Annotated in this window: 27 protein-coding genes; 23 read left to right on the forward strand and 4 right to left on the reverse strand. The window is 41.8% G+C overall.

Translation table 11 applies throughout. The features are described from left to right. Window positions 1-29: 29 nt before the first annotated feature. The 7 genes from DW019_RS01935 to DW019_RS01965 are packed head-to-tail and all read left to right on the forward strand — an operon-like array spanning window position 30 to window position 6,430. Window positions 30-302: a YlxR family protein gene (locus DW019_RS01935; protein WP_022375800.1), complete on the forward strand. Its 273-nt coding sequence runs from the start codon at window positions 30-32 to the stop codon at window positions 300-302. After that, entirely contained in the window at window positions 289-630 is a 342-nt protein-coding gene (locus DW019_RS01940) for a ribosomal L7Ae/L30e/S12e/Gadd45 family protein (RefSeq protein WP_117477765.1), read from the forward strand. The genes DW019_RS01935 and DW019_RS01940 overlap by 14 nt, the downstream gene beginning before the upstream one ends. Next, the gene (infB, locus tag DW019_RS01945) at window positions 608-3,259 is read left to right on the forward strand and encodes a translation initiation factor IF-2 (protein WP_118442355.1); all 2,652 of its coding nucleotides are present in this window, start codon (window positions 608-610) and stop codon (window positions 3,257-3,259) included. The genes DW019_RS01940 and infB overlap by 23 nt, the downstream gene beginning before the upstream one ends. A 27-nt stretch (window positions 3,260-3,286) precedes the next feature. Beyond that, entirely contained in the window at window positions 3,287-3,664 is a 378-nt protein-coding gene (gene rbfA, locus DW019_RS01950) for a 30S ribosome-binding factor RbfA (protein ID WP_022375803.1), read from the forward strand. After that, window positions 3,661-4,596, forward strand: a complete 936-nt coding sequence (locus DW019_RS01955) for a bifunctional oligoribonuclease/PAP phosphatase NrnA (RefSeq protein WP_117477767.1) — start codon at window positions 3,661-3,663, stop codon at window positions 4,594-4,596. The genes rbfA and DW019_RS01955 overlap by 4 nt, the downstream gene beginning before the upstream one ends. A 6-nt stretch (window positions 4,597-4,602) precedes the next feature. Further along, window positions 4,603-5,496 (forward strand): tRNA pseudouridine(55) synthase TruB, encoded by an 894-nt coding sequence (gene truB / locus DW019_RS01960; protein ID WP_117477768.1) that lies wholly within the window; start codon window positions 4,603-4,605, stop codon window positions 5,494-5,496. A gap of 16 nt (window positions 5,497-5,512) precedes the next feature. Then, window positions 5,513-6,430, forward strand: a complete 918-nt coding sequence (locus tag DW019_RS01965) for a bifunctional riboflavin kinase/FAD synthetase (protein WP_118442356.1) — start codon at window positions 5,513-5,515, stop codon at window positions 6,428-6,430. Here DW019_RS01965 and DW019_RS01970 read toward each other — a convergent pair. After that, window positions 6,351-7,772 (reverse strand): PLP-dependent aminotransferase family protein, encoded by a 1,422-nt coding sequence (locus DW019_RS01970; RefSeq protein WP_117477770.1) that lies wholly within the window; start codon window positions 7,770-7,772, stop codon window positions 6,351-6,353. The two genes, DW019_RS01965 and DW019_RS01970, sit on opposite strands and share 80 nt — an antisense overlap. Window positions 7,773-7,853: 81 nt before the next feature. Beyond that, on the reverse strand, window positions 7,854-8,804 hold the full coding sequence (locus tag DW019_RS01975; protein WP_022375808.1) for an Abi family protein: 951 nt from the start codon (window positions 8,802-8,804) through the stop codon (window positions 7,854-7,856). Window positions 8,805-9,067: 263 nt separating this feature from the next. On the opposite strand from DW019_RS01975, the gene DW019_RS01980 reads away from it, so the two are divergent. Continuing rightward, complete coding sequence (locus DW019_RS01980) at window positions 9,068-9,721, forward strand: HAD family phosphatase (RefSeq protein WP_181974895.1); 654 nt, start codon at window positions 9,068-9,070, stop codon at window positions 9,719-9,721. Between the two features lie 55 nt (window positions 9,722-9,776). Here DW019_RS01980 and DW019_RS01985 read toward each other — a convergent pair whose 3' ends face one another. Beyond that, window positions 9,777-11,888, reverse strand: coding sequence for a glutamine synthetase III (locus DW019_RS01985; protein ID WP_117477772.1), 2,112 nt, complete (start codon window positions 11,886-11,888; stop codon window positions 9,777-9,779). A 158-nt stretch (window positions 11,889-12,046) separates the two neighbouring features. Beyond that, a complete protein-coding gene (locus tag DW019_RS01990) occupies window positions 12,047-13,279 on the reverse strand; it encodes a D-alanyl-D-alanine carboxypeptidase family protein (RefSeq protein WP_181974896.1) in 1,233 nt (410 codons plus the stop codon). Window positions 13,280-13,432: 153 nt separating this feature from the next. On the opposite strand from DW019_RS01990, the gene DW019_RS01995 reads away from it, so the two are divergent. The 15 genes from DW019_RS01995 to hisB all read left to right on the forward strand — a co-directional run bounded on the left by DW019_RS01995 (window position 13,433) and on the right by hisB (window position 25,778). Beyond that, a complete protein-coding gene (locus DW019_RS01995; RefSeq protein ID WP_117477774.1) occupies window positions 13,433-14,809 on the forward strand; it encodes a carboxyl transferase domain-containing protein in 1,377 nt (458 codons plus the stop codon). Between the two features lie 4 nt (window positions 14,810-14,813). After that, complete coding sequence (locus DW019_RS02000) at window positions 14,814-15,173, forward strand: OadG family protein (protein ID WP_022375813.1); 360 nt, start codon at window positions 14,814-14,816, stop codon at window positions 15,171-15,173. A 13-nt stretch (window positions 15,174-15,186) separates the two neighbouring features. Beyond that, on the forward strand, window positions 15,187-15,567 hold the full coding sequence (locus DW019_RS02005; RefSeq protein ID WP_022375814.1) for a biotin/lipoyl-containing protein: 381 nt from the start codon (window positions 15,187-15,189) through the stop codon (window positions 15,565-15,567). 33 nt (window positions 15,568-15,600) lie between these two features. Then, window positions 15,601-16,719, forward strand: coding sequence for a sodium ion-translocating decarboxylase subunit beta (locus tag DW019_RS02010; RefSeq protein ID WP_022375815.1), 1,119 nt, complete (start codon window positions 15,601-15,603; stop codon window positions 16,717-16,719). Window positions 16,720-16,733: 14 nt separating this feature from the next. Next, complete coding sequence (locus DW019_RS02015; protein WP_022375816.1) at window positions 16,734-18,146, forward strand: oxaloacetate decarboxylase subunit alpha; 1,413 nt, start codon at window positions 16,734-16,736, stop codon at window positions 18,144-18,146. A 73-nt stretch (window positions 18,147-18,219) separates the two neighbouring features. Next, window positions 18,220-18,687 carry a hypothetical protein gene (locus DW019_RS15710; RefSeq protein ID WP_347474398.1) on the forward strand — a complete coding sequence of 156 codons (468 nt, stop codon included), beginning with the start codon at window positions 18,220-18,222 and terminating at the stop codon, window positions 18,685-18,687. 3 nt (window positions 18,688-18,690) lie between these two features. Continuing rightward, on the forward strand, window positions 18,691-19,377 hold the full coding sequence (locus tag DW019_RS15715; RefSeq protein ID WP_347474400.1) for an SAM-dependent methyltransferase: 687 nt from the start codon (window positions 18,691-18,693) through the stop codon (window positions 19,375-19,377). After that, window positions 19,374-21,449, forward strand: coding sequence for a diguanylate cyclase (locus tag DW019_RS02025; RefSeq protein ID WP_118442358.1), 2,076 nt, complete (start codon window positions 19,374-19,376; stop codon window positions 21,447-21,449). The genes DW019_RS15715 and DW019_RS02025 overlap by 4 nt, the downstream gene beginning before the upstream one ends. 65 nt (window positions 21,450-21,514) lie before the next feature. Next, a complete protein-coding gene (ylxM, locus tag DW019_RS02030; protein WP_118442359.1) occupies window positions 21,515-21,877 on the forward strand; it encodes a YlxM family DNA-binding protein in 363 nt (120 codons plus the stop codon). 16 nt (window positions 21,878-21,893) lie between these two features. Beyond that, window positions 21,894-23,249, forward strand: coding sequence for a signal recognition particle protein (ffh, locus tag DW019_RS02035; RefSeq protein ID WP_118442360.1), 1,356 nt, complete (start codon window positions 21,894-21,896; stop codon window positions 23,247-23,249). 75 nt (window positions 23,250-23,324) lie between these two features. Beyond that, window positions 23,325-23,570, forward strand: coding sequence for a 30S ribosomal protein S16 (gene rpsP, locus DW019_RS02040; protein WP_022375821.1), 246 nt, complete (start codon window positions 23,325-23,327; stop codon window positions 23,568-23,570). Window positions 23,571-23,581: 11 nt separating this feature from the next. Beyond that, the gene (locus DW019_RS02045) at window positions 23,582-23,809 is read left to right on the forward strand and encodes a KH domain-containing protein (RefSeq protein WP_022375822.1); all 228 of its coding nucleotides are present in this window, start codon (window positions 23,582-23,584) and stop codon (window positions 23,807-23,809) included. Between the two features lie 91 nt (window positions 23,810-23,900). After that, window positions 23,901-24,413, forward strand: a complete 513-nt coding sequence (gene rimM / locus DW019_RS02050; protein WP_118442361.1) for a ribosome maturation factor RimM — start codon at window positions 23,901-23,903, stop codon at window positions 24,411-24,413. Then, entirely contained in the window at window positions 24,410-25,114 is a 705-nt protein-coding gene (gene trmD / locus DW019_RS02055) for a tRNA (guanosine(37)-N1)-methyltransferase TrmD (RefSeq protein ID WP_117477777.1), read from the forward strand. The genes rimM and trmD overlap by 4 nt, the downstream gene beginning before the upstream one ends. Before the next feature lie 76 nt (window positions 25,115-25,190). Continuing rightward, the gene (gene hisB / locus DW019_RS02060) at window positions 25,191-25,778 is read left to right on the forward strand and encodes an imidazoleglycerol-phosphate dehydratase HisB (protein WP_022375963.1); all 588 of its coding nucleotides are present in this window, start codon (window positions 25,191-25,193) and stop codon (window positions 25,776-25,778) included. Window positions 25,779-25,790 lie beyond the last annotated feature (12 nt).

Here is a 25,790-nt window from a genome sequence, read left to right on the forward strand (position 1 = left end):
TTTTATGATATGGAAAGGAGGAATGCGGCATGCAGGAGCGAAAAAAACCACAAAGACAGTGTATTGCCTGCAGAGCGTGCAGGGATAAACAGGATTTAATTCGTGTCGTGAAAACAAAGGAAGGCGAAATTATGCTTGACCGTACGGGACGAAAAAATGGCAGAGGAGCGTATCTTTGTGCGAATGAGGAGTGTTTGAAAAAAGCATGGAAAAGCAACGCCCTAAGCCGGTCATTCCGAATGAATGTAAAAGAAGAAACGTATCTATTGTTAGAAAGGCAGTTAAAAGATGGTACAGATTAGAAAGGTCCTTGGTTCTTTAGGACTGGCGATGAAGGCCGGCGATGTGGTCAGCGGAGAATTTATGACGGAGAAAGCGATTCGTGAGGGGATTGCAAGACTCGTTATAGTCGCCAAAGATGCATCCGGTAATACCAAAAAGAAATTTGCAGATTCGTGTCATTTTTACCATGTTCCTTATGTGGAGTTTGGGGACAAAGAAATGCTTGGCAAGGCAATCGGAAAGGAATTCCGGGCGTCTGTAGCGGTGACAAATAGTGGATTTGCAAAAGCAATTGGCAAGAATTTAGATTTGGAGGTAACAAAGTATGGCAAAAATGAAAATATATGAGATTGCCCGAAGCATACAGCAGCAGGACAAAAATATAAAAAGTGGCGATTTGGTAACACTTTTAAATGAGAACGGATTCGAAGTAAAAGGTGCAAACAGCAATATCGAAGACGAAGCAATTGGATTTCTGATGAATTATTTCAAGAAGAAAAAAGCGGCAGCAAAGGCAGAGCCAAAAGAGGAAGTAAAAGCACCGGTTAAAGAGGAGCCAAAGGTTGAGAAAAAAGAAGAGCCTAAGGTTGAGAAGAAAGTGGAAGAAAAGAAAGAAGAACCTAAGGTAGAAAAGAAGCCGGAGGAGAAAAAGCCGGAGGAGAAAAAGCCGGAAGAAAAGAAGCCGGAAGAGAAGGCAGAGAAGAAGCCGGAAGAGAAAAAAGTTTCTTCACAGAAACCTCAGCAGCTAAAGAAAAACGACAATTACCGTAAGCCAAACAATAACGGTCAGGGACGTAACGATAGAAATGACAGAAACGATAGAGACCGCCGAAATGGAAACGGTAATGGTTCCCGTCCGGATAACCGCGGGAATAATGGCAATAACAACGGCCGCCGAAACGACAGAAATGACAGAGACCGCCGCGGCAATAACAATGGACAAAATTCGCGCGGAGATAACCGCCGAAACGGAAACGGTAATGGCAATAATAACCGCGTATTTGAACGTTTCGAGAAGGCACAGAGTGGTTTTGACGGAATTAAGCAGGAGCAGAAAAACTCCCGCCAGAGAAACCGTAAGAAAGATGATAGAAATAATAAGACTGGCGGATACCGCAAGAGTACAAAAGAAGAAATGAGCAGAATCCGCTCTAAGAAAGATCCGAACCGTAAAGGTGCATTCATTAAGCCGGAACCGGTAAAACAGGAGCCGGAAGAAGATATTAAGCAGATTACAATTCCGGAATCTTTAACCATCCGCGAATTGGCAGATAAGATGAAGATGCCGGCGGCAGCTTTGGTTAAGAAATTATTTATGCAGGGTCAGATGGTTTCTCTGAATCAGGAAATCACTTTTGATGAAGCAGAAGAAATTGCTCTTTCTTTCGATATTATTGCGGAACTGGAAGAAAAAGTAGATATGGTAGCAGAACTTCTGAAAGAGGAAGAAGAGGACGAAAGCAAGATGAAAAAACGTCCACCGGTTGTCTGCGTAATGGGTCACGTTGACCATGGTAAGACTTCCCTTTTGGATGCCATTCGTGAAACCGATGTGACAGAGCATGAGGCTGGTGGTATTACACAGCATATCGGTGCTTATGTTGTCCGCATTAATGGTGAAAAAATTACATTTTTGGATACACCGGGACATGAGGCATTTACTTCTATGCGTATGCGTGGTGCACAGTCAACAGACGTGGCAGTGCTTGTTGTCGCAGCGGATGATGGTGTTATGCCGCAGACGGTAGAAGCGATTAACCATGCCAAAGCAGCCGGTGTAGAAATTATTGTAGCAATTAACAAAATTGATAAAGAAGGCGCAAATATTGAGCGAGTAAAACAAGAGTTATCAGAATATGAACTGATTCCGGAAGAGTGGGGCGGAAGTACGATTTTCTGTCCGGTATCGGCACATACAAAAGAAGGTATTTCAAATCTTTTGGAAATGATTATTCTGACGGCGGAAGTTTTGGAACTCAAAGCAAATCCAAAACGCCGTGCAAGAGGTATTGTAATTGAAGCGCAGCTGGATAAAGGACGTGGACCGGTTGCAACCGTTTTGGTACAGAAAGGTACATTAAACGTTGGTGACCATATTGCCGTAGGAACTGCATATGGTAAAGTTCGTGCGATGCTTGACCACAAGGGAGAGCGTGTGAAACAGGCAACACCTTCGACACCGGTTGAGATTCTTGGTCTGAATGGCGTGCCAAGTGCCGGAGAAATTTTTGTTGCTACAGAAAATGATAAAGAAGCAAAACAGATTGCACAGGCTTATGTAGACCAGGGTAAAGATAAACTTTTGGAGGAAACAAAAGCAAAGAAACTTTCTTTGGATGGACTGTTTAGTCAGATTCAGGCAGGTAATGTCAAAGAATTGAACTTGATTATCAAAGCTGATGTGCAGGGGTCTGTTGAGGCTGTAAAACAGAGTCTTGTGAAATTAAGTAACGAAGAAGTTGCTGTACGTGTGATTCATGGCGGCGTTGGTGCGATTAATGAGTCCGATGTAAGTTTGGCAAGTGCATCCAACGCGATTATCATTGGATTTAACATTCGACTTGATAATGCAGCAAAAGAGACAGCAGACAGAGAAAATGTAGATGTGCGCTTGTATCGTGTCATTTATGATGCAATCGAAGATATTGAGGCAGCGATGAAAGGTATGCTTGAGCCGATTTATGAAGAGAAAGTCATTGCTCACGCAGAAGTCCGCCAGACATTCAAGGCTTCCGGTGTTGGTACGATTGCCGGTTCTTACGTTTTGGACGGTAAGATTGAGCGCGGATGTCGTGCACGTATTACGCGTGAGGGCGAGCAGATTTTCGAGGGCGATTTGTCAAGTTTGAAGCGTTTCAAAGACGATGTCAAAGAAGTGGCTGCCGGTTATGAATGTGGTCTTGTATTTGATGGATTTAATGATTTGCAGGAAGAAGACCAGATTGAATGCTACAAGATGGTTGAGGTTCCGAGATAGTCAAATCGTTAGGAACGGAGATGGAAAATGAGAAAAAACAGTGTAAAAAATATTCGTATTAACAGCGAAGTACAGCGTGAAATGAGCCAGATTATCCGCGAAGACATTAAGGATCCGCGAATTCATCCGATGACTTCGGTGATGGCTTGTGAAGTAACGCCGGATTTGAAATTCGCTAAAATTTATGTGAGCGTTCTCGGCGATGATGAGGCGAAGGAAAAGACGATGGAGGGACTCAAAAAGAGTGCCGCTTACGCCAGACATCAGTTAGCGCACCGTATGAATCTCAGGAATACACCGGAATTAACATTTATTCTGGATACGTCCATTGAGTATGGTGTGGAGATGTCGAAGAAAATCCGCGAGTTGAATCACCGTGATGAGGACGGGGGTGACAGCGAATGAGTAAACTGCTGTCAGCAATAGAAAAAGCAGAAACGATTGCCATTGGCGGGCATGTGCGCCCGGATGGCGATTGTATCGGTTCCTGCATGGGATTGTTCCGGTACATAAAAAAGAATTATCCGGACAAACAGGTCTGCGTTTATGTGGAAGAGATACCGGATGCTTTTGATTACCTAAAGGAAGAAGATGCTTTCTATGAAAAGCCTTCCTACGACTTGTTCATTTCTCTTGACTGCGGAGATGAGGAGCGTCTTGGTGATGCACAAAAGGTGATGGAAAAAACGCCGTATGTGTTAAATATTGATCATCACATTACAAATACAAAGTTTGGCAATGAAAATGTTGTAAAAGAAGCAAGTTCAACCTGTGAGATTTTGTATGGTCTGATGGAGGAAGAAAAGTTAGATGCCGGCATTGCCGGTGCACTCTATACCGGAATCGTCCATGATACCGGTGTGTTTAAACATTCAAACACAACAAAAGAGACTATGGAAATTGCCGGAAAGCTGATTGCTTTTGGAATCCCGTTTGGCAAGATTATCGATGATAGTTTTTATCGAAAAACGTATAAACAGCTTCAGATTATGGGACGCTGTCTGATGGAAAGTGTCCGCATTATGGATGGGCGCTGTTTGTTTTCTATTGTGCGTCAGAATGTGATGAAATTGTATGAGGCAAAGCCATCGGATTTGGATGGAATTATTGATGAAATGCGAACGACAGAGGGTGTCGAGGTGGCAATTTTACTTGATGAGAGAGAACAGGGCGAGTTTAAGGTAAGCATGCGCTCGAATGAGATTGTCGATGTCAGTGTTATCGCCCGCTATTTTGGTGGCGGCGGTCACGTAAGAGCGGCAGGCTGTGCCATTAAAGGCTCTGCATTTGATGTAATCAATAATCTGACCGGGCATATTGAAAAACAGCTGGGGTAGTCAAACATGAATGGAATTATTAATGTATATAAAGAGCGTGGTTTTACTTCTCACGATGTGGTGGCAAAACTGCGCGGCATTCTTCATATGAAAAAAATAGGGCATACCGGAACGCTCGACCCAGATGCGACCGGTGTGCTTCCTGTATGCATAGGGAAGGCAACAAAAGTCTGCGGGCTTCTCACGGACAAAGATAAGACTTATCGTGCTGTTGTAAAACTAGGTGTTACGACAAATACCGAGGATATGACAGGAGAAATTCTTTCCCATCATCCGGTGTCGATTACGAAGGAACAGATTGAAATGGCAGTTTCTAAGTTTGTGGGTGAAATCGAACAGATTCCACCGATGTATTCTGCCATAAAAATAAATGGCAAGAAACTTTATGAATTGGCAAGACAGGGGAAAGAAGTTGAGCGGAAAGCCCGCAAGGTGACAATTTACGAAATTAAAGTGTTGTCGATTGATTTTTCGGAAAATGAATTTACGATGGAAGTAAGCTGTTCCAAAGGAACGTATATCCGTACACTCTGCAAAGATATTGGAGAGTTCCTTGGGTGCGGTGCGGCGATGAAAACTCTTGTGCGCACTCGTGTTTCTGAGTTTTTTTTAGAGCAGGCACTTACGTTAGGGCAGATAGAGCAGGCAGTAAAAGAGGGAAAGATACAGGATTATCTGATTCCGATTGATGCCATGTTTTCAGATTTAAAAGACTGTGTGGTATCGGATGAAGCACTGCGCCTTTTACTTAATGGAAACTGCATTGCAAGAAAAGATACTTCATATCAGACACCAAAAGACAAAGAGCAGGTAAGAATGTATTCCATGGAGAATGAATTTTATGCGATTTACGAATACCGCCAAAAGGAGGATAAGTATTTCGTAGTGAAGATGTTTTAGAATTGAGGAATGACGTATGAAAATAATACGAAATTTAGAGTTTCAGGGAAAACAGACAGCGGTTTGTATCGGCAAATTTGACGGGATTCATAAAGGGCACCGTCTGCTGATTGAACAGGCAAAAAAAGAAAACAAACCGATTGTTATGATTTCGTTTTCCGTGGATGAAGCGAAGGTTTTGTATACGCCTTATGAAAAAGAAAAATTAGCAGAATATTTAGGAATTGATTGTCTGCTTGAGATTCCTCTGACGAAGGAATTTTGCAGCCAGACGCCGGAGGAGTTTGCAAAAAAATTATTGTGTGATACCTGCGATGCCGCATCGGTTATCGTTGGCAGTGATTTTCGGTTTGGTGCAGGCAGAAGCGGGGATACGGATACGCTGCAGCAGTTAGGAGAAAAACTTGGATTTTCGGTAACGGTTCTTTCTAAATTGGAATTAGGCGGTGAGGTCGTGAGCAGTACCAGAATCCGCTCACTGATTGCAAAGGGTAAGATGGAACAGGCAAATGAACTTTTGGGAACACCTTATTTTCTCACCGGTGTAGTACAAAAGGGAAATCAACTGGGACGGACGATGGAAACACCAACGGCAAATATATATCCGGATGCACATAAAGTGCTGCCACCATATGGTGTGTATGCGGTTTTTGTTGATGTAGAAGGAAAAAGGTATAAAGGAATTTGTAACCTTGGAGTAAAGCCGACCATCCCCGGTGGGAATGAAGTCGGCTTTGAGGTTTGGCTGTTTAATTTCTCCGGTGATTTATATGACAAAGAATTAACAGCATACTTTGTCTCATTTTTGCGGGAAGAGAGAAAGTTTGCTTCTCTTACGCAATTAAAAGAACAGATTACAAGAGATACGGTTTTGGCGAAGCAAATACTTTCTCAGAAAGAGAGCGAATGGCATCCGGAATCGTTTCTTCACTGAGGTTTGCAAAACCGAGAAGAAAAGTTGGAAGATAGTGGAAAGGAAGATTCTGGTAATATCTCTTTAATGATTTTAAAGGCATACCAAGTGTTTTGGCCCTGCGTAATATTTCTTCTTCAGGCTGTGATCCCAAATAGCGGATAAGCACATATAACCCGGCATTGTCGCCGGATATTTCAAGAATTTTTTCAGGGAAATACTTCTGCAGTTGTTCCATCATGCAGTCGTGTTTCCCTTTGTATATTTTTCTCATGCGGTTTAAGTGTTTTTCAAAGTATCCCTGTTTAATAAAATCGGTTAAAATTGCCTGCTCAATACGTGAAACCGGGCAGGAGTAATTGTCAATCAGACGTTCAAAACGTGGCAGCAATGCCATCGGCAACACCATGTAACCGGTTCTTATAGCAGGTGAAATGGCTTTGGAAAATGTTCCGATATAGATGACCTTTCCTGCTTTGTCTAAACTTTGCAGCGCGGGAATCGGTTTTCCTTTATAGCGGAATTCGCTGTCGTGGTCATCCTCCAAAATATAGCGGTTTTCTTTCTTTTCTGCCCAGTGCAGAAGCTTTTGTCTGGTGGAAACCGGCATAACACTGCCGAGCGGAAACTGATGACTTGGCGTTACATAGCAGATGTCTGCGTTTGTTTTTGCAAGTGCCAAAACATCCATGGTGTTTTCCTTTAGCGGAATATCCAGAATGGAATAACCATTGGTCGAGAGAACCTGACGCGCACTCAAATATCCGGGGTCTTCCATGGCAAATATGGTTTCCCTGGAAAAAAGGATGCACAACATCTGAAGAAGATTGGAAAGTCCGGCACCGATGATAATTTGTTCCGGGCGGCATATAACCCCACGGGAACCACGAAGATAATTCGCAATTGCCTGACGAAGCGGCAAATCCCCTTTGGCATCACCGGCACTGAAATTGGATGGTAAATCCAGCTGGTTTTTTCCAATGGATTTCCAAATCGAATAAGGAAAATGTTCTAAATCAATGGAATCCGGGTTAAAATCAAAGCGTACCGGTGGTGCTTCCTTTGTGTTTTTTTTATTATTTTCTTTTTGTGGAGCAGAAGTCGGGATTTGCTTTAAATGCGTAACGTGGTTTGCAAAATATCCCTGTCTTGGGCGGGCGTCTAGATATCCTTCGGCAACCAACTGGTCGTAGGCGGTATCCACCGTGCTCCGGCTCACATTTAGGTTTGCGGCTAAATTACGTGCCGATGGCAGTTTTTCTTCTGCAGCAATATTTCCATTCAATATCTCTTTGCGGATGTATTCATAAATCTGTATATAAAAAGGTTTTAAGTTGGTATTATCAAGTGGTATGGTTATCATATAAAAAGTCCTCCTAATTAAGCATACCAATAGTATATCAAATGAAAGGACAGGAGGCAAATGATATATTATTACCGACTGCTAGCATAATTTGTAGCGCGTGATGCTTGACCAATTCGGTGGGAAATGCATTGCTTTGAGAAGTTTGTCTCTTTGGGATTGAGAGGTTGCTTTTGTAAAAGTGTTAAATAATTGGGTTAGTTTCCTCTTGAAAATTATAAAATCCTCTGTGTCAAGCATATATCGAAATGCTATTAATAATGCAAATACATCGTGTTTGCCGTAAAGATATTGGGTACCTTTTTGAGGAATGCCAAGTTTTTTATGTAATACAGTGTCAGGTATTTCAAAGCGTGTTTGGAAAGAAAAAAGTCGCTCGTTATGTGCACATAGATTACGAAATATAGTAAAAATCCTTAAATATTGGATTAATTCTTTTTCTGTAATGTTGTCATAATGGATACTGATTTTAGATTTTATGCTAGGGTGCATAAAGGAGTACATTTTGGAAGTTTGTCCCATGGTAAGAGTTTTCATTATTACCCACAATGGAACATTTCCATAGGTATTTCGCTGATATACAACATAATTGTGTTCTGTGTTTTTTGTGGCCTCATATGTTAATTTAGAAATTAGTTTTGAAATATGATAACGATTTGTTTTAGAAATATTATAGTTTGCAGAGTTTAAATATGCTGCTTGATTTTCAGAAAAAACTTCGCAGAAAGAATAGGAAATCAGCGAACGGATTTTTTGCTCAATATGGCAAATATATTTAAAAACAAGCGAACGAAGATTTTCATCGAAGTCGTATAAGGCAACAATATCTGTAAAGTTTGTACCTTTTTCATAAGTTCTTGTCATTGGATTGTAAAATATATCCTTGTAGCCATCAATTAAAGAGTAATAGCCAATGTTTAGTAATTTGTTTTTGGCATAGGATAGATTGGAAATATTAAGATGCTTTTTTTGAATTAGGTTATTTAATTGTTCAAAGTATGTAATAAAAGGTTTCGTTAATTTCTTTTGCATAAAAATCCTCCCATAAAATTTTGGTATAAAAAAGGAAGGCCCGCAGGTCTTCCTTCCGGTCGCAGGCATCGCAAGTTTCTGCAACCTAATCACTACAGACATATTATCACACATATCCGCCAAATGCAAGCAGTATATGTGATAAATCTGCAATAATAATATATGCATGAGCGGATGTTTTAATACAAATTGCCTTTACATCTATTTTTTGCTATACTAAAGCGGTAGAATCTATGTATAAAGAAATGGAGATGAATACCCGGATGAAAAAGCAGATAATTTTTGATATGGATGGTGTTCTGTTTGATACAGAAAATCTCGTCTTTTCATGCTGGAAATTTGCTGCCGGTAAATTTATGCTGACCGGTATTGAGGATGTTTTTTATCAGGTGATTGGCGTGTCATCGGAAGGAACAAAAAAGGTATTTTCCAAAACGTATGGCGATAAATTAGATTATGCACAGTTTCGTGAGGAGACGCACCGAATGTTTGATGAAAAAATAGAGAAAAACGGTGTGCCGTTAAAAACCGGTGCAAGAGAGTTATTGCAGTTTTTGAAGATTAATGGATGGCGGGTTGGTCTGGCTTCCTCGACACGTGTTCAGCGTGTGGAAGAAATGTTAAAAGCGACGAATTTATATGATTTCTTTGAGGTTATAGTTGGCGGTGACATGATAGAAAAAAGCAAACCGGAACCAGACATTTACTTAAATGTATGTGAAAAGATGAAAATAAATCCAAAAGACACATATGCAGTTGAAGATTCACACAATGGTGTCCGCTCGGCTGCTGCGGCTGGACTTAGAGTGTTGCACGTGCCGGATATGTTAAAGCCAACAAAAGAAATGGAACAATTGTCCTACATGATTTTCCCGGATTTAATTGAAGTGAGAGAGTATCTTGCTAAAAATGCTTAAAAAAATCCTCCTGCAAATATGCGGGAGGATTTTTTTTGTTATATTCTGATTTGTATTAAACTTCAAACAGCATATCACCGTAAGATGGTACCGGCCAGTACTCTTTATCAACAATCATTTCCAACTCATCGATTGGTGCACGTAAGTCTGCCATTGCGGTAAATACGGTGTCACGGAAGAATTCAGCCTGTTCTTTTCCTTCTTCCATAGCATTTGCTTTCTTATCTGCATCTTTCAAAGCATACAGAGCAGTCTGTGCTTTTGCAAGGAGAGAAGAGCATGTAGTAAGCAAATCTTTCTGAACGGACAAGTCTGCTTCTGCACAAGCAGCAGAAATGCTGTTAATTGAATCACCAAGACTTGTTACATAACTAATGATGGCCGGGATGTATTCCTTAGAAGCCATATGAATCATTGTCTTAGCTTCGATGTTGATTGCTTTTGCGTAAGCTTCGTAGTTAATCTCTGCACGAGACTCAAGCTCAGTCTTTGTATAAACATGCTGTCTCTCAAACATCTCGATGGTTTTTGGATAGAGAAGAGAAGCAGTTGCATCTACCATTGTTTTTACGTTTGGAAGACCACGTTTTTCAGCTTCTGCAATCCACTCATCGGAGTAACCGTTTCCGTTAAAGATTACTTTCTGATGTTCTTTCAATGTCTCGTAAATAATTTCATCTACAGTCTTATCTAAGTCATCTGCTTTTTCCATGCGGTCAGCCATACTCTGAAGTACATCAGCAACTGTTGCATTAAGTACGGTATTTGCACCGGCAATTGACATGGAAGAAGCAACCATACGGAACTCAAATTTATTTCCGGTAAAGGCAAATGGTGATGTGCGGTTACGATCAGTTGCATCCTTTTTGATTGGTGGGATGGTGTGTACACCGATATCCATACGCTCGCCCTTATTACTGTGAGTAGCAGTACCATTTTGTAAAATCTGCTCTACGATATCCTCTAACTGCTCGCCGAGGAAAATAGAAATGATAGCCGGAGGTGCCTCATTTGCACCAAGGCGATGGTCATTTCCAGGATTGGAAGCAGACATACGTAACAGTGCGGCATTATCATCTACAGCAGCGATAACAGCGGATAAAAACAGAAGGAACTGTTTGTTATCATATGGTGTTTTGCCGGGACTTAATAAGTTCTTTCCTGTATTAGTAACCAAAGACCAGTTATCATGTTTTCCGGAACCGTTTACGCCGGCAAATGGCTTCTCGTGAAGAAGACACTCAAAATTGTGACGGCGTGCCACTTTTTTCATTGTCTCCATAACTAACTGGTTGTGGTCAGTTGCAATGTTTGCTGTGCTGTAAATCGGAGCCATCTCATGCTGAGCAGGAGCCACTTCGTTATGCTGTGTTTTTGACAAAATGCCAAGTTTCCACAATTCATCATTTAATTCACGCATAAATGCTGCCTGACGCTCGCGGATTGTACCAAAGTAGTGGTCATCCAATTCCTGTCCTTTTGGCGGCATATGTCCAAACAATGTACGACCGGTAAAGATTAAGTCGTCACGCTGTAAAAACTGTTCTCTGTCAATTAAGAAATATTCCTGCTCCGGTCCTACAGAACATTTTACATTGGTAACATCCTCATCGCCAAGTAAGTTCAGAACGCGGACAGCCTGTTTGCTGATTGCTTCCATCGAGCGGAGAAGAGGAGTCTTTTTGTCAAGTGCCTCTCCCGTATAAGAGCAGAATGCGGTAGGAATACAAAGAACCGTACCGATTGCATCCTCACGGAGAAATGCCGGTGATGTACAATCCCATGCAGTATAACCTCTGGCTTCGAATGTAGCACGGAGTCCGCCGGATGGGAAAGAAGAAGCATCTGGTTCACCTTTAATCAATTCTTTACCGGAGAACTCAAGTACAGCGTGTGCATTGGATTCCGGACTTAAGAATGAGTCATGTTTTTCGGCTGTTACACCGGTCATTGGCTGGAACCAGTGGGTATAATGAGTAGCACCGTTTTTTAATGCCCATTCTTTCATTGCATGAGCAACCACGTTTGCTACTTCAGGAGCCAGCTCCTCACCATTTTCAATGGTATCCCTCAACTGGGCGTATGTCTTCTTTGGCAGGTATTCCTGCATGACATCGTCGTTAAAAACTTTTGTTCCAAAAACATCTTCGATTACATTTTTTTGCATAGTTAATTCCTTCCTTCCCATGTTATTTGAATTGCAGACGCCTGACAAAAAAGAAAGGTGTCCCCATGAATGAGAACACCTTCGTTCTTGTAAAACGTACTATGCGTATACCATATCATGTTTACTTTCAAAAGTAAAGAGTTTTTTTGAAAATATTTTTATGATAGGCAAAAGATATCCATCCATTGATTCAACACTTGTTTTATTGTATCAGAAAAACAGGATTTTTCAATGCTTTCTGACGGGAAAACCTCGGTTTTCTGAAAAAGTTTATTATTTATATAGAAAGAAATGCTTCCGATGGGTGTGTTTTTTCGTATTGGCGCACAAAGTGCAGTCGGAATTCGGTATACGATTTTCAAAGAATCAAAGGAAGCAGTAAGTGTTTCTTTCGGGATAATCGGTTTGAGAGATACAAACTTTTTTTTGCCATCCTTTACCGGGATTTTGGCAAGGGCAAGGTTTTGAACCGGAAGCGGTGTTTTCTGAAAATAAAAAAAACCATAATCCATTAAACTCTTTGTGTCACTCCACTTGAATGACTTGTTTGGCGGCCATCCGCTGGCAAGAACACAACTGGTAAGCGTGATGCCGTTTTTCTTTGCGGCTCCGACAAAACAGTAACCGGCTTTTCCGGTAAATCCGGTTTTGATACCGAGCGCGCCTTCATAATAAGAAAGGAAAGCGTCATGGTTTGTCAGACTGTAGTGGTACTTTCCGGAGCAGTCAGAAAAAGAATGAGATTTTGTCTGCACCAGAGAAAGGAAGTCTTTGTTTTTTATAGCATAGGAAGCGAGCTTACACATATCCGAAGCAGTGCTGTAATGACCATTTGCGTCGAGTCCGTTTGGTGTGATAAAATGAGTCGAAGACATGCCAAGAAGGTTTGCCTTCTGATTCATTTTTGCTGCGAAACCGGAAACAGAGCCGCCAAGGTGTTCGGCAATTGCGACTGCCGTGTCATTGTGGGATTCCAGCATGAGAGAGTACAAAAGATCTTTCATATAATACTGTCTTCCAGGCTGCATACCAAGATGGACTTTTGGCATCCCGGCTGCCTTTTTGCTTGCAATGACCACATCGTTAAGCTTATTTGACTCCAGTGCTAAAAGGGCGGTCATGATTTTGGTGGTACTTGCCATTGGCACTTTTTTGTCCGTGTTTTTACTATATAGAATGCGATGGGAACCGGCATCCATCAGGCAGGCATAGGAGGCGTGTAAAATAAGTGGATTTGGTGTCTGCTCCATGGCGTTGATTTGAATGACAGGCTCCGGCAGAACAGGAACAAAATCCGAAGAATCGGTGGAGCTAAATTGTCTGTCCCACAGAATATGGAATGCGGTCAGGGCACATAATAAAAGGATGGCAAAGCATTTTTTTTGTTTCATAAAAAGGCCACCAGACATTTTTTTACAGTATATGAGGAATTTGAAAAAATAATTCAAATAGTTGTTGCCAAGGGGTTGAAAAAGCGTTACAATTACAATTGGATAAAATTTGAGTTTTATATAAACAATAATACAGAAAGTGGAGGGCTGCAAATGAGTAACTCAGCAAAATTATCAGCAAGAGAACGTATCGAATCTCTCGTTGATGCCAACAGTTTTGTTGAAATCGGTGGCATGATTACCAAACGTAATACCGATTTTAACATGCAGGAAAAAGCAGTGCCGGCAGACGGTGTGATTACCGGTTACGGTGTTGTAAATTCAAATCTGGTCTATATCTACAGTCAGGATGTAACCGCCTTGAATGGTTCTGTAGGTGAGATGCACGCGAAGAAAATCGCCGGAATTTATGAGATGGCGATGAAAGCGGGCGCACCGGTTATCGGACTGATTGACTGTGCCGGTATCCGGGTACAGGAGGCGATGGACGCATTGGCCGGATTTGGCGACATTTACATGGCGAAAGTGAATGCATCCGGTGTAATCCCTCAGATTAGTGCAGTTTTAGGTTCTTGTGGCGGTGGTGTTGCGATTTCATCCAAATTAGGTGATATTACAATTATCGAAAAGACAAACGGAAAACTGTTTGTAAATTCACCAAATGCGATTGCAGGAAACCGTATTGAGAAATGTGACACAAGCGATGCTGCATTCCAGGCAGAATGTGGAAATGCGGACATTGTATGTGAGAATGAACAGGAAGTATTTACAACAATCCGCAGCTTAATTGATTTACTTCCGGCAAATGCAGGAGCAGCAGTGGTTGTTGAAAATTCGGATGATCCAAATCGTGTACTGGATGGCTTTGATGGTTATGCAACGGATGCAAAAGCTGCCTTGACACAGATTGCCGATGATACAAAATTTGTGGAATTAAAAGCAGAATATGGAAAAGAAATGGTAACCGGACTTCTTTCCTTAGATGGAGTTACAGTAGGTGCGATTGCAAATGCGAAAGAAGGCATTCTTTCAACTGCCGGCTGTAAGAAAGCAGAGCAGTTTATGTATTTCTGTGACGCATTTAATATTCCGGTTGTTACCTTAACAAATGTAAAAGAGTATGCAGCAGATATGCAGGAAGAAAAAACGATTTCTCAGGCAGTTGCAGATTTGACATATGCATTTGCAAGTGCTGATGTTCCGCGTATTAACGTGATTACAGGTGAGGCATACGGAAGTGCTTATGTGTCAATGAACTCCAAACATATTGGAGCGGATTTGGTTCTTGCCCTAGATTCTGCAAAAGTTGGTGTTATGGATGCCAAAGTTGCAGCGCAGATTCTCTGTGAAGATGAAATTTCACAGGCAGCAAATACCAAAGAAGCATTGGAAGAAAAGGCAAAAGAGTTTGATGCACTTCAGGATGGTGCCACAGCGGCAGCAAAGAGAGGTTATGTGGATAATGTGATTTCCGGCAGTGAAATTCGGAAACACTTAATTTATGCATTACAGATGTTCGGAATGAGGTGATAGGATGTTATTGCTTGATTTAGAAAAAGTAAATGCTACCGTGGGTCCCGGTGAGGCCGTAATGAACACCTTGATTGGTATGGGAACGGTATTTGTTGTATTGATTCTTATTTCCATCATTATCTTTCTCTTGAAATATGTGCCAAAGATGTTCGAGAAAAAGAAAGCGGAACCGGAAGCAGCAAAACAGGAGAAACCGGCAGCAAAAGCTGTAGCAAAACAGGAAGTACCTGTTTCGGATAACACCCAGATTATTGCGGTAATTACCGCAGCGATAGCAGCACAGATGGAAGCTGAGACCGGTGTTTGTGTACCGGCAGACGGACTTGTAATTCGTTCAATAAAAAAACGTACGTTCAATTAAGGAGGATATTGACATGAAAAGTTATACAATTACAGTAAATGGAACCGTATATGATGTTACAGTAGAAGAGAAGGCAGGCGGCGCAGCAGCACCGGCAGCACCTGCTCAGGCGGCAGCACCTGCTCCTGCACCGGCACAAGCTCCTGCTCCGAAAGCACCGGCAGCATCCGGTAGTGCTGGTTCTGTTGAAGTAACAGCACCAATGCCTGGTAAAATTCTTGCTGTAAAAGCAGATGTCGGACAGAGTGTAAAGAAAGGCGATGTAATTCTTCTTCTCGAAGCTATGAAGATGGAAAATGAGGTAGTAGCACCTCAGGATGGTACAATTGCAAGTATCAATGTGAACTCTGGTGATATGGTTGAGGCAGGAAATGTACTGGCTACTATGGACTGATTCAGCAAATGAAAAGAACCGGAGGTAAACTAAATGGAAGTAATAGAAAATCTTATTCGACAGACAGCGTTTTTCCAGGACGGTATTGACTGGAGAAACTATGTCATGATATTGGTTGCTTTTATCTTCTTATATTTAGCAATCAAAAAAGGCTATGAGCCTTTGCTCTTACTGCCAATTGCGTTTGGTATGCTCTTGGCAAATATTTATCCGCTGATTATTCAGGATGGTGGACTGTTAAATTACTTCTTTAAGTTAGATGAATGGAGTATTTTGCCATCGCTGATTTTCCTCGGCGTTGGTGCGATGACAGACTTCGGTCCGTTGATTGCCAATCCAAAGAGCTTTCTTCTTGGTGCGGCGGCACAGTTTGGTATTTTCGCCGCATATATCCTTGCTCTTTTGTGGGGCTTCAATGGTGGTGAAGCAGCAGCTGTTTCGATTATCGGTGGTGCTGATGGACCGACATCCATTTTCCTTGCCGGCAAATTGCAGCAGGGGCATTTGATGGGTAGTATTGCGGTGGCGGCATATTCCTATATGTCACTTGTTCCGATTATTCAGCCGCCTATCATGAAACTTTTGACAACGAAAAAGGAAAGAGAAATCAAGATGGAGCAGCTCCGTCCGGTATCCAAACTGGAGAGAATCCTCTTCCCAATTATCGTTACAGTTATTGTATGTCTGATTCTTCCAAGTACTGCACCACTTGTTGGTATGCTTATGCTTGGTAACTTGTTCAAAGAATCCGGCGTAGTAGGCCAGTTGACAGAGACAGCATCGAATGCTTTGATGTATATCGTAGTTATTTTGCTTGGTACATCCGTTGGTGCTACGACGACAGGTTCTGCATTTCTTAATGTAGCAACATTGAAAATCGTAGTTCTTGGTCTGGTTGCATTTGCATTCGGAACAGCAGCCGGTGTATTGTTTGGTAAATTAATGTGTTTAGTAACCAGAGGAAAAATCAATCCATTGATTGGTTCTGCCGGTGTGTCGGCGGTTCCTATGGCAGCACGTGTGTCCCAGAAGGTTGGTTCGGAAGCAGATCCGACAAACTTCCTTTTGATGCATGCGATGGGACCAAACGTAGCAGGTGTTATCGGTACTGCGGTAGCAGCCGGTGTGTTTATGGCAATTTATGGAGTATAAGGAGGATATAGAAAATGGCAGAGATTAAGAAAAAGCCGATTAAAATTACGGAAACGATACTTCGTGATGCACATCAGTCATTGATTGCGACTCGTATGACAACAGAACAGATGCTTCCGATTGTCGATAAAATGGACAAAGTTGGTTACCACTCCGTAGAGTGCTGGGGCGGTGCAACATTTGACGCATCCCTTCGTTTTTTGAAAGAAGACCCGTGGGAAAGACTGCGTAAGTTAAGAGACGGATTCAAAAATACAAAATTGCAGATGTTATTCCGTGGACAGAACATTTTAGGATATAATCATTATGCCGATGATGTAGTAGAATATTTTGTTCAGAAATCGATCGCCAACGGAATTGATATTATCCGTATTTTTGACTGTCTGAATGATATTCGTAACCTTGAGACAGCAGTAAAAGCAGCAAATAAAGAAGGCGGACATGCACAGATTGCCCTTTCTTATACACTTGGTGATGCTTATACACTGGATTACTGGAAAGATATTGCAAAGAAAATCGAAGATATGGGTGCGAAATCACTCTGTATCAAAGATATGGCCGGTCTTTTGACACCATATAAAGCAACGGAACTTGTAACGGCATTGAAAGAATCCGTTGAAATTCCGATTGACCTTCATACACACTACACATCCGGTGTTGCTTCTATGACTTATTTGAAAGCAGTAGAAGCAGGATGTGATATTATTGATACAGCGATGAGTCCATTTGCTCTTGGTACAAGCCAGCCGGCTACCGAAGTTATGGTTGAGACATTCCGTGGAACACCATACGATACCGGACTTGACCAGAATCTTTTATCTGAAATCGCTGAATACTTCCGTCCAATGCGCGAGGAAGCATTAGAGAGCGGTCTTATGAATACGAAAGTGCTTGGTGTAAATATCAATACTCTTCGTTATCAGGTTCCCGGCGGTATGCTTTCAAACCTCGTTTCCCAGCTTAAAGAAATGGGACAGGAAGATAAGTATGAGCAGGTGCTTGAAGAGGTGCCACGCGTAAGAAAAGACTTTGGTGAGCCACCATTGGTTACACCATCGTCCCAGATTGTTGGTACTCAGGCAGTATTAAATGTAGTTTCCGGTGAGCGTTACAAGATGGTAACGAAAGAATCCAAAAAACTTTTGTCCGGTGAATTTGGACAGACAGTTAAACCATTTAATCCGGAAGTTCAGAAGAAATGTATCGGCGATACAAAACCGATTACATGTCGTCCGGCTGATTTGATCGAGCCACAGCTTAAAAAACTTGAGGCAGAGATGTCACAGTGGAAAGAGCAGGATGAAGATGTATTATCCTATGCTCTGTTCCCACAGGTTGCAGTTGATTTCTTCAAATATCGTGAAGCACAGCGGACGAAAGTAGATGCTACATTAGCAGATAAAGAGAATCAGACTTACCCGGTATAAAAGGATAAGATGAGCCCTCGGATTTTGAGTCCGAGGGCTATTTTTGCTATCAGAATGTATACAAGGAGGTACCATGGTGATGGAATTAGAAGAAGTATTGGAGCAGTGTCTTGGACAGAATTTCGTGCATATGATAATCAGTAATCCCAAGAAGGGAGATTTTGCCGGAAAAGTGGATGTACGCTGCTATGAGGATAAAGGAACGCTTATGTTTCAGTTCGCCAGATACCAGAATAATCAGGTATTTCATCTTAACTATGCAAAAGAAGAGGCGAAAAACTATATTCTTTCCGAACTCGTGCCCATTTACCGTCAGATGCAGTTCTTTACAACGGAAAAACAGTATACAATATTGATAAGCAAAAAAGGGAAAATAACAATAAAGGGAAAAAACAAAAAGAGTGAAAAACCACTTGTTTTATCACATAACCGCAAAAAGAAATATATTTTGAAGGAAAATGAACCAATTCCTTTTCTGATTGAACTTGGAGTTCAGGCAGAAGATGGCAGAATCCGGGATAAAAAACAGAAAAAATTCTGACAGATTAACCGCTTTCTGGAATTTATCAGAGATGTATCCGATAAACTGCCAAAGGATAAAGAATTAACGATTGTTGATTTCGGATGCGGAAAATCCTATCTTACGTTTGCTATGTATTATTATCTGAAAATCATGAATGGATATCGTGTCCGCATGATAGGACTGGATTTAAAATCCGATGTGATACAACACTGCAATGAGCTTGCCAAGCGGTTTGGCTATGAGGAACTTACCTTTTTAGAGGGCGACATCAGTTCTTTTGAGGGAGTGAATCAGGTCGATATGGTCGTGACGCTTCATGCTTGTGATACAGCGACAGATTTTGCGTTAGACAAGGCGATCCGCTGGGGTGCAAAAGTGATTTTATCGGTTCCGTGCTGCCAGCATGAGGTAAATGCACAGTTAAAAAATGACCGAATGCAGCCGATATTTAAATATGGGATTATCAAAGAGCGGATGGCTGCTTTGATGACGGATGTACTGCGGGCAAATCTGCTGGAGCAGGCAGGATATGAAACACAAATATTGGAATTTATTGAATTAGAGCATACACCGAAAAATCTGTTGATACGGGCTGTAAAGACAGATAAAAAACAAGGGAATATGGATGCATATAAAAAAGTCTGCGATGAGTTTGGCATTTCAACGACGCTTGCTCGTTTGCAGGAACATGAGGGGATGACGGTATGATGCAAAAACCGAAGATTTTAGCTGCCGATAATACGAAGGTGGCGTTGCGATATATGGAAACTATTTTAGGTGACATTTATGATGTAACATTGGTTCAGACAGGAATGAGTGTGCTGGATTGCCTGAAGTCGGAAATTCCGGATTTGATTCTTATGAATGCGAATATGTTTGGAATGGATGGCTACGAAGTTCTCCGCCGGATAAAAGAGGATAAAGAAACAAAAGAAATTCCTGTCATTTTAATGATGAATGTGAAAGATATACAGAGTGAACTTAGGGGATTAGAAGAAGGTGCGATTGACTTTATTTCGCTTCCCTTTGAACCGCAGGTTTTAAAGGCAAGGATTGCGCATATTGTCGAACTTTCCGTACTCCGAAAACAGCAGGCGCATTTGATCGCGAAACAAAAAGAGCAGATTGACCGGCTGTTTTTGCAGTCGATGGTTACGATTGCTCACACGGTGGATGCCAAAGACCGTTATGCAAGGAGACATTCGCTGCGCGTTGCGCTCTACTGCAGGGGCATTGCTGCAAAACTCGGTTATTCGGATAAAGAAAAAGAGGAACTTTATTATATTGCGCTTTTACACGATATTGGTAAGGTGTCTACGCCGGATACTATTTTAAATAAGGCTTCAGAACTCACGAAAGAGGAATATGAAAATGTAAAAAAACACGCCGAAATCGGTGCACAGATTGTGCAGAATACGAGATTTGTTCCGGGACTTGAGGAAGGTGTGAGATACCATCATGAATGGTATGATGGAAATGGCTATGTGGGAATCTGCGGCGATGAAATCCCTGAGGTGTCACGCATTATTGCGGTGGCGGACGCTTACGAAGCAATGACGGCAGACCGGGCGTATCGTAAACATTTTTCCAAGGAACATGCGATACAGGAGCTTATTCGAGGACGAGGAACGCAATTTGACCCGGAAATCGTAGATACTTTTCTTGAGCTTTTGGAGGAAGGTTTTACGATTGATGAAGACCGAGCGGAGGGTGAATTGAAGGGTGAAGGAGAACTGAATGAGGCAAATGAACTGCTTCGTCAGGTTTTTACTGAAACCGTGCTGGAGACTCAGAGCGAATTGGAACGTGATTCACTGACCGATTTTCTGAACCGGCGGTATTTTGAAGATAAAATAAATAATTATTTGTTGTCTTCGAAATCCTGCGGAACATTTTTTATGATGGATTTGGATAATTTCAAACAGGTCAACGATACATATGGGCATAAAACCGGCGATGAACTGATTCAGGCATTTGCTGATGTTATCCGGGAAAACACAAGAGATGATGACTTTGTCTGCCGCATGGGCGGAGATGAGTTCGCGGTGTTTTTCTTTGAATTGGAGGAGGAACGTGTCATTTGTGAACGTGCGGAAAGTATTATTAAAGATTTTGCAAAAATTAGAACGGAGATGGGATGCAGTATGTGTTCTGTTTCCATTGGAATCATGACAAAATATTATGGTGGTGAGGAACTGGACTGCGAGCAGTTATATGAAAAAGCTGATCAGGCATTATATTATGTAAAAAATAATGGAAAAGACGCGTATCATCTGTTTGAATCCATGCCGGAAGACTTAAAAAATAACAGACAGACCGGCTGTCAGATGGATTTAGACCAGTTGATGCGGCAGGTGACCGAAAGAAAATACCGTCCGGGTGCTTATGCGGTAGAATACGACCGTTTTTCATTTATTTACCAGTTTATTGCACGAAATGTGGAGAGAAACGGACAGCATGTACAGGTTGTTTTATTATCCATGGAACTGCCGGAAGATAAAGAAATATCACTGGAGCGAATTGAAGATTCGTTAGTGATTTTGGAGTCAGCCATTGTACGGTCACTGCGCAGAGGAGATGTGACAAGCCGCTTTAGTTCCACTCAGCAGGTGGTTGTTCTTATGGATGCGACGAAAGAAGATGGTGTGATGGTAGCTAACCGTATTTTGAAAAAATACAATGCTCTTGCTAAAGAGGCAGCAATTCCGGCATATTTCGATATTGTGGAGGTGCCGCACACTCTTTCAAAAAGGTCAGAGAAAAACAAAGAAAAGTCTTGACAACACCAGTCAAATACGCTATACTTACCACCTGTAAAGAAAAAACCTTTACAGGTGGTGCTTTTATGTCGAAGGAAAAATCGTTATCCGAGTTAGATGAGATTGTAGAATTATCTTATTTGTATGATTTTTATGGTGCTTTGCTTAAAGAGAGCAATCGTGTTGTATTTGAAGATTATGTTTTAAGTAATTTGTCATTGAGCGAGATTGCAAAAGAGCGCGATATTACCAGACAGGGTGTATATGACATTGTAAAGAGATGCCGCACCCGCTTGAAGGGGTATGAAGAAAAACTGCATTTGATTGAAAAATTTCAGATAACAAAGGACAAACTTGGTGAGATTGAAAGTATTGCAAAAGAAAATTTTGATGAACAAACGGCAGGACAGATTACAACACTCGCCGAAGAGATATATGAACTGATATAAAGAAAGGGGATTACTCGTGGCATTTGATAATTTGACGGCTAAACTTCAAAATGTATTCAAGGGTCTGCGAAGTAAAGGACGCTTGACGGAAGCAGATGTTAAGACTGCACTCCGTGAAGTAAAGATGGCTTTACTTGAAGCAGATGTAAACTTTAAAGTAGTAAAGCAGTTTGTCAAAGCGGTACAGGAGCGTGCGACCGGGGAAGATGTACTCAATAGTCTTACGCCCGGACAGACCGTTATTAAATATGTAAATGAAGAACTGGTCAAGATGATGGGAGAAACAACCACAGAAATTGACCTTCTTCCCGGTAATGAGATTACGGTTATTATGATGTGTGGTCTCCAGGGTGCCGGTAAAACGACTACGACAGCGAAAATTGCCGGAAAGTTAAAGGCAAAAGGAAAAAGACCGCTTTTAGTTGCGTGTGACATTTATCGTCCGGCTGCGATTGAGCAGTTACAGATAAATGGAGACAAGCAGGAAGTTCCCGTATTTTCGATGGGAACGAATCACAATCCGGTTGATATTGCAAAAGCCGGTGTGGAGCACGCAAAGGCAAATGGAAATAATGTAGTGATTCTCGATACCGCCGGACGTCTTCATATTGATGAGGACATGATGGAGGAACTCGCGAAGATAAAAGAGCAGGTAGAAGTTCATCAGACCATTTTGGTTGTGGATTCAATGACTGGTCAGGATGCGGTGAATGTAGCATCATCCTTTAATGAAAAGTTACATGTGGATGGTGTCATTCTTACGAAGCTTGACGGTGATACCAGAGGTGGTGCGGCGCTTTCGATACGTGCTGTGACCGGACGGCCGATTTATTATGTCGGAATGGGTGAAAAGTTATCCGATTTGGAACAGTTTTATCCGGACCGTATGGCGTCTCGAATCCTTGGTATGGGTGATGTGTTGTCACTGATTGAAAAAGCAGAAGAACAGATTGATGAACAAAAAGCCGCCGAGATGGCAAAGAAGATAAAAAAAGCTGAATTTGATTTTAATGACTTTTTAGAGCAGATGCAGCAGATGAAGAAGATGGGCGGCTTAAGCAGTATTCTCAGTATGCTTCCGGGCATGGGACTGCCTGCGGATTTAGAAATTGATGATAATGCCCTCAAAGGAACGGAGGCAATTATCTACTCCATGACAATTGAGGAGCGGACAAATCCGGGAATCATTAATCCATCAAGAAAACGCCGCATTGCAAAAGGTGCCGGTGTAGATATCAGCGAGGTAAACCGTCTGATGAAACAGTTTGAACAGAGCCGTAAGATGATGAAGCAGATGTCTGGCATGATGTCTGGAAAAGGACGCAGAAAAGGCGGGTTTGGCGGCTTTAAGTTCCCGTTTGGCGGGATGTAATATGATATCCAAAAAGAATTTCTTTGGAAATTTTTTGGAGATAGATTTTTAGATTAGAATAAGGAGGTGAAAGACGTGGCAGTAAAAATCAGATTGAAAAGATTAGGGCAGAAGAAATCACCATTTTATAGAATTGTAGTTGCTGATGAGAGATCTCCTAGAGATGGAAGAAACATCGCTGAGATTGGTACTTATGACCCAAATCAGGAACCATGTGTTGTAAAGGTAGACGAGGAAGCAGCAAAGAAATGGTTGCAGAATGGTGCTCAGCCGACAGACGTAGTTGCACGTTTGTTCAAACAGGCAGGTATTGAGAAATAGGAGGGCTGGTAATGAAAGAATTAGTAGAAGTGATTGCTAGTGCATTAGTAGACAGTCCGGAAGATGTCGTTGTCACGGAGACAGAAGATGAAAAACAGATTGTTTTGAATCTTACGGTAGCACCGGAAGACATGGGTAAAGTGATTGGTAAACAGGGACGTATTGCGAAAGCAATTCGTACCGTTGTCCGTGCCGCCGGTTCTAAAGGTGACAAGAAGATTATGGTTGACATTCAATAAGGATGAGGCGTGTTCTCGCGTCATGAATACCCTGCGGGCTTTTGTCTGCGGGGTGTTTTATATCTTACCAAAAAGAGGGAAAGGATGAATTATGGAAGATTTACTGCGAATTGGTGTTGTGACAACAACGCATGGGATCCGAGGGGAAGTGAAAGTATTCCCGACAACGGATGATGTAAAACGTTTTAAAAAATGTGATGAGGTTATTTTGATTACAAAAGAGGGAAATTTAACGCTTCATGTGGAGAGTGTGAAATATTTTAAAAATATTGTAATTTTGAAATTTGAAGAATTTAATAATATAAATGATGTTGAGCGGTTCCGTAAATGTGATTTGATGGTTACGAGAGATAATGCACTTCCGCTTAAAGAGGGGCAGTATTATCTTTGTGATGTTCCCGGAGCCGTTGTTATTAACGAGGATACCGAAGAAGAAATCGGCAAAGTAACAGATGTTATGGAAACCGGAGCAAACAACGTATTTGTAATTGAGACAAAAGAGGGAAAAGAAGTGCTTTTCCCGGTTATCCCGGACTGTATCAAGAAAGTGGATACAAAAGAAGGAATTGTAAGAGCACATGTCATGAAAGGGCTGATAGAATGAAATATTATGTAATGACGTTATTTCCGGAAATGATTGAACAGGCGATGAACACGAGTATTATGGGGCGTGCCATGGCAGATGGACTGATTTCTCTGCAGGTAATGAATATACGGGATTATACGCTCAATAAGCATGGAAAAGTGGATGATTATCCGTATGGAGGGGGTGCCGGTATGGTGATGGAGGCAGAGCCGATTTACCGTTGTTATGAGCAGATATGCAGTGAAGCGGGGAAAAGACCACGTGTTATTTATTTGACACCGCAGGGTGATGTTTTTTCTCAGAAAATTGCGAAAGATTTTTCAAAAGAAGATGTGCTTGTCTTTTTGTGCGGCCACTATGAGGGCGTGGATGAGCGTGTGCTGGAAGAAATTGTGACAGATTATGTGTCAATTGGTGATTATGTACTGACAGGCGGAGAACTGCCGGCACTTGTGATGATGGATGCGATTGCCAGACTGGTTCCCGGCGTGTTAAACAATGAGGAGTCTGCGGAGACGGAAAGTTTTTCGGATGGTCTGTTAGAATATCCGCAGTATACAAGACCGGTTGAAATTTTAGGGCGCAGAGTGCCGGATGTTTTGATGAGCGGACACCATGAAAAAATTAATGAATGGCGCAAAGAGCAGTCCATTATGCGCACACGTGAGAGAAGACCGGATTTGTATAAAAGCTGGCTTGAAAATAATTCGGATACTTGACCGAAAACCTTGCTTTTTACAAGGGAAAACGATATAATAAAAATGATATGTTGCGTAAGTGAAAGGAGAGAAGAACATGAGTCGTTTTGCACGGTGCGAGCGGGATACCAAGGAGACGGAAATTGTTATCGAACTGGATTTGGATGGAACCGGTCAGTATGACATACATACAGGAATTGGCTTTTTTGACCATATGCTGGAGGGATTTGCCAAACATGGTTTGTTTGATTTGGCAGTATCGGTACAGGGAGATACCCATGTGGACGCCCATCATACGGTAGAGGATACCGGAATTGTTTTAGGACAGGCGTTTTTGAAAGCATTAGGTGACAAAAAGGGAATTGCCCGTTTTGGTTATTTTGTATTGCCGATGGACGATGCACTGGTGCTTGCTTCTCTTGATTTTTCGGGACGCATGTATTTTGCCTATGACGCTGAGCTAAAAGCACAGCGGCTTGGTACGATGGAGACGGAAGTGGTGAAAGAGTTCTTTATGGGATTAGCAAGCGGTGCACAGATGAATCTGCACATTAAGCAGTTAGCAGGAGAAAACACTCACCATGTAGTAGAGGCGATGTTTAAAGCGGTTGCAAAATCGATGGATATGGCTTCAAAAGTAGATGACAGAATTGAAGGAGTCCTTTCGACAAAGGGCGTTCTTTAAACGATAGAGGAG

The organism is Clostridium sp. AF37-5 (genome assembly GCF_003477605.1).
Lineage (GTDB): Bacteria > Bacillota > Clostridia > Lachnospirales > Lachnospiraceae > Eubacterium_F.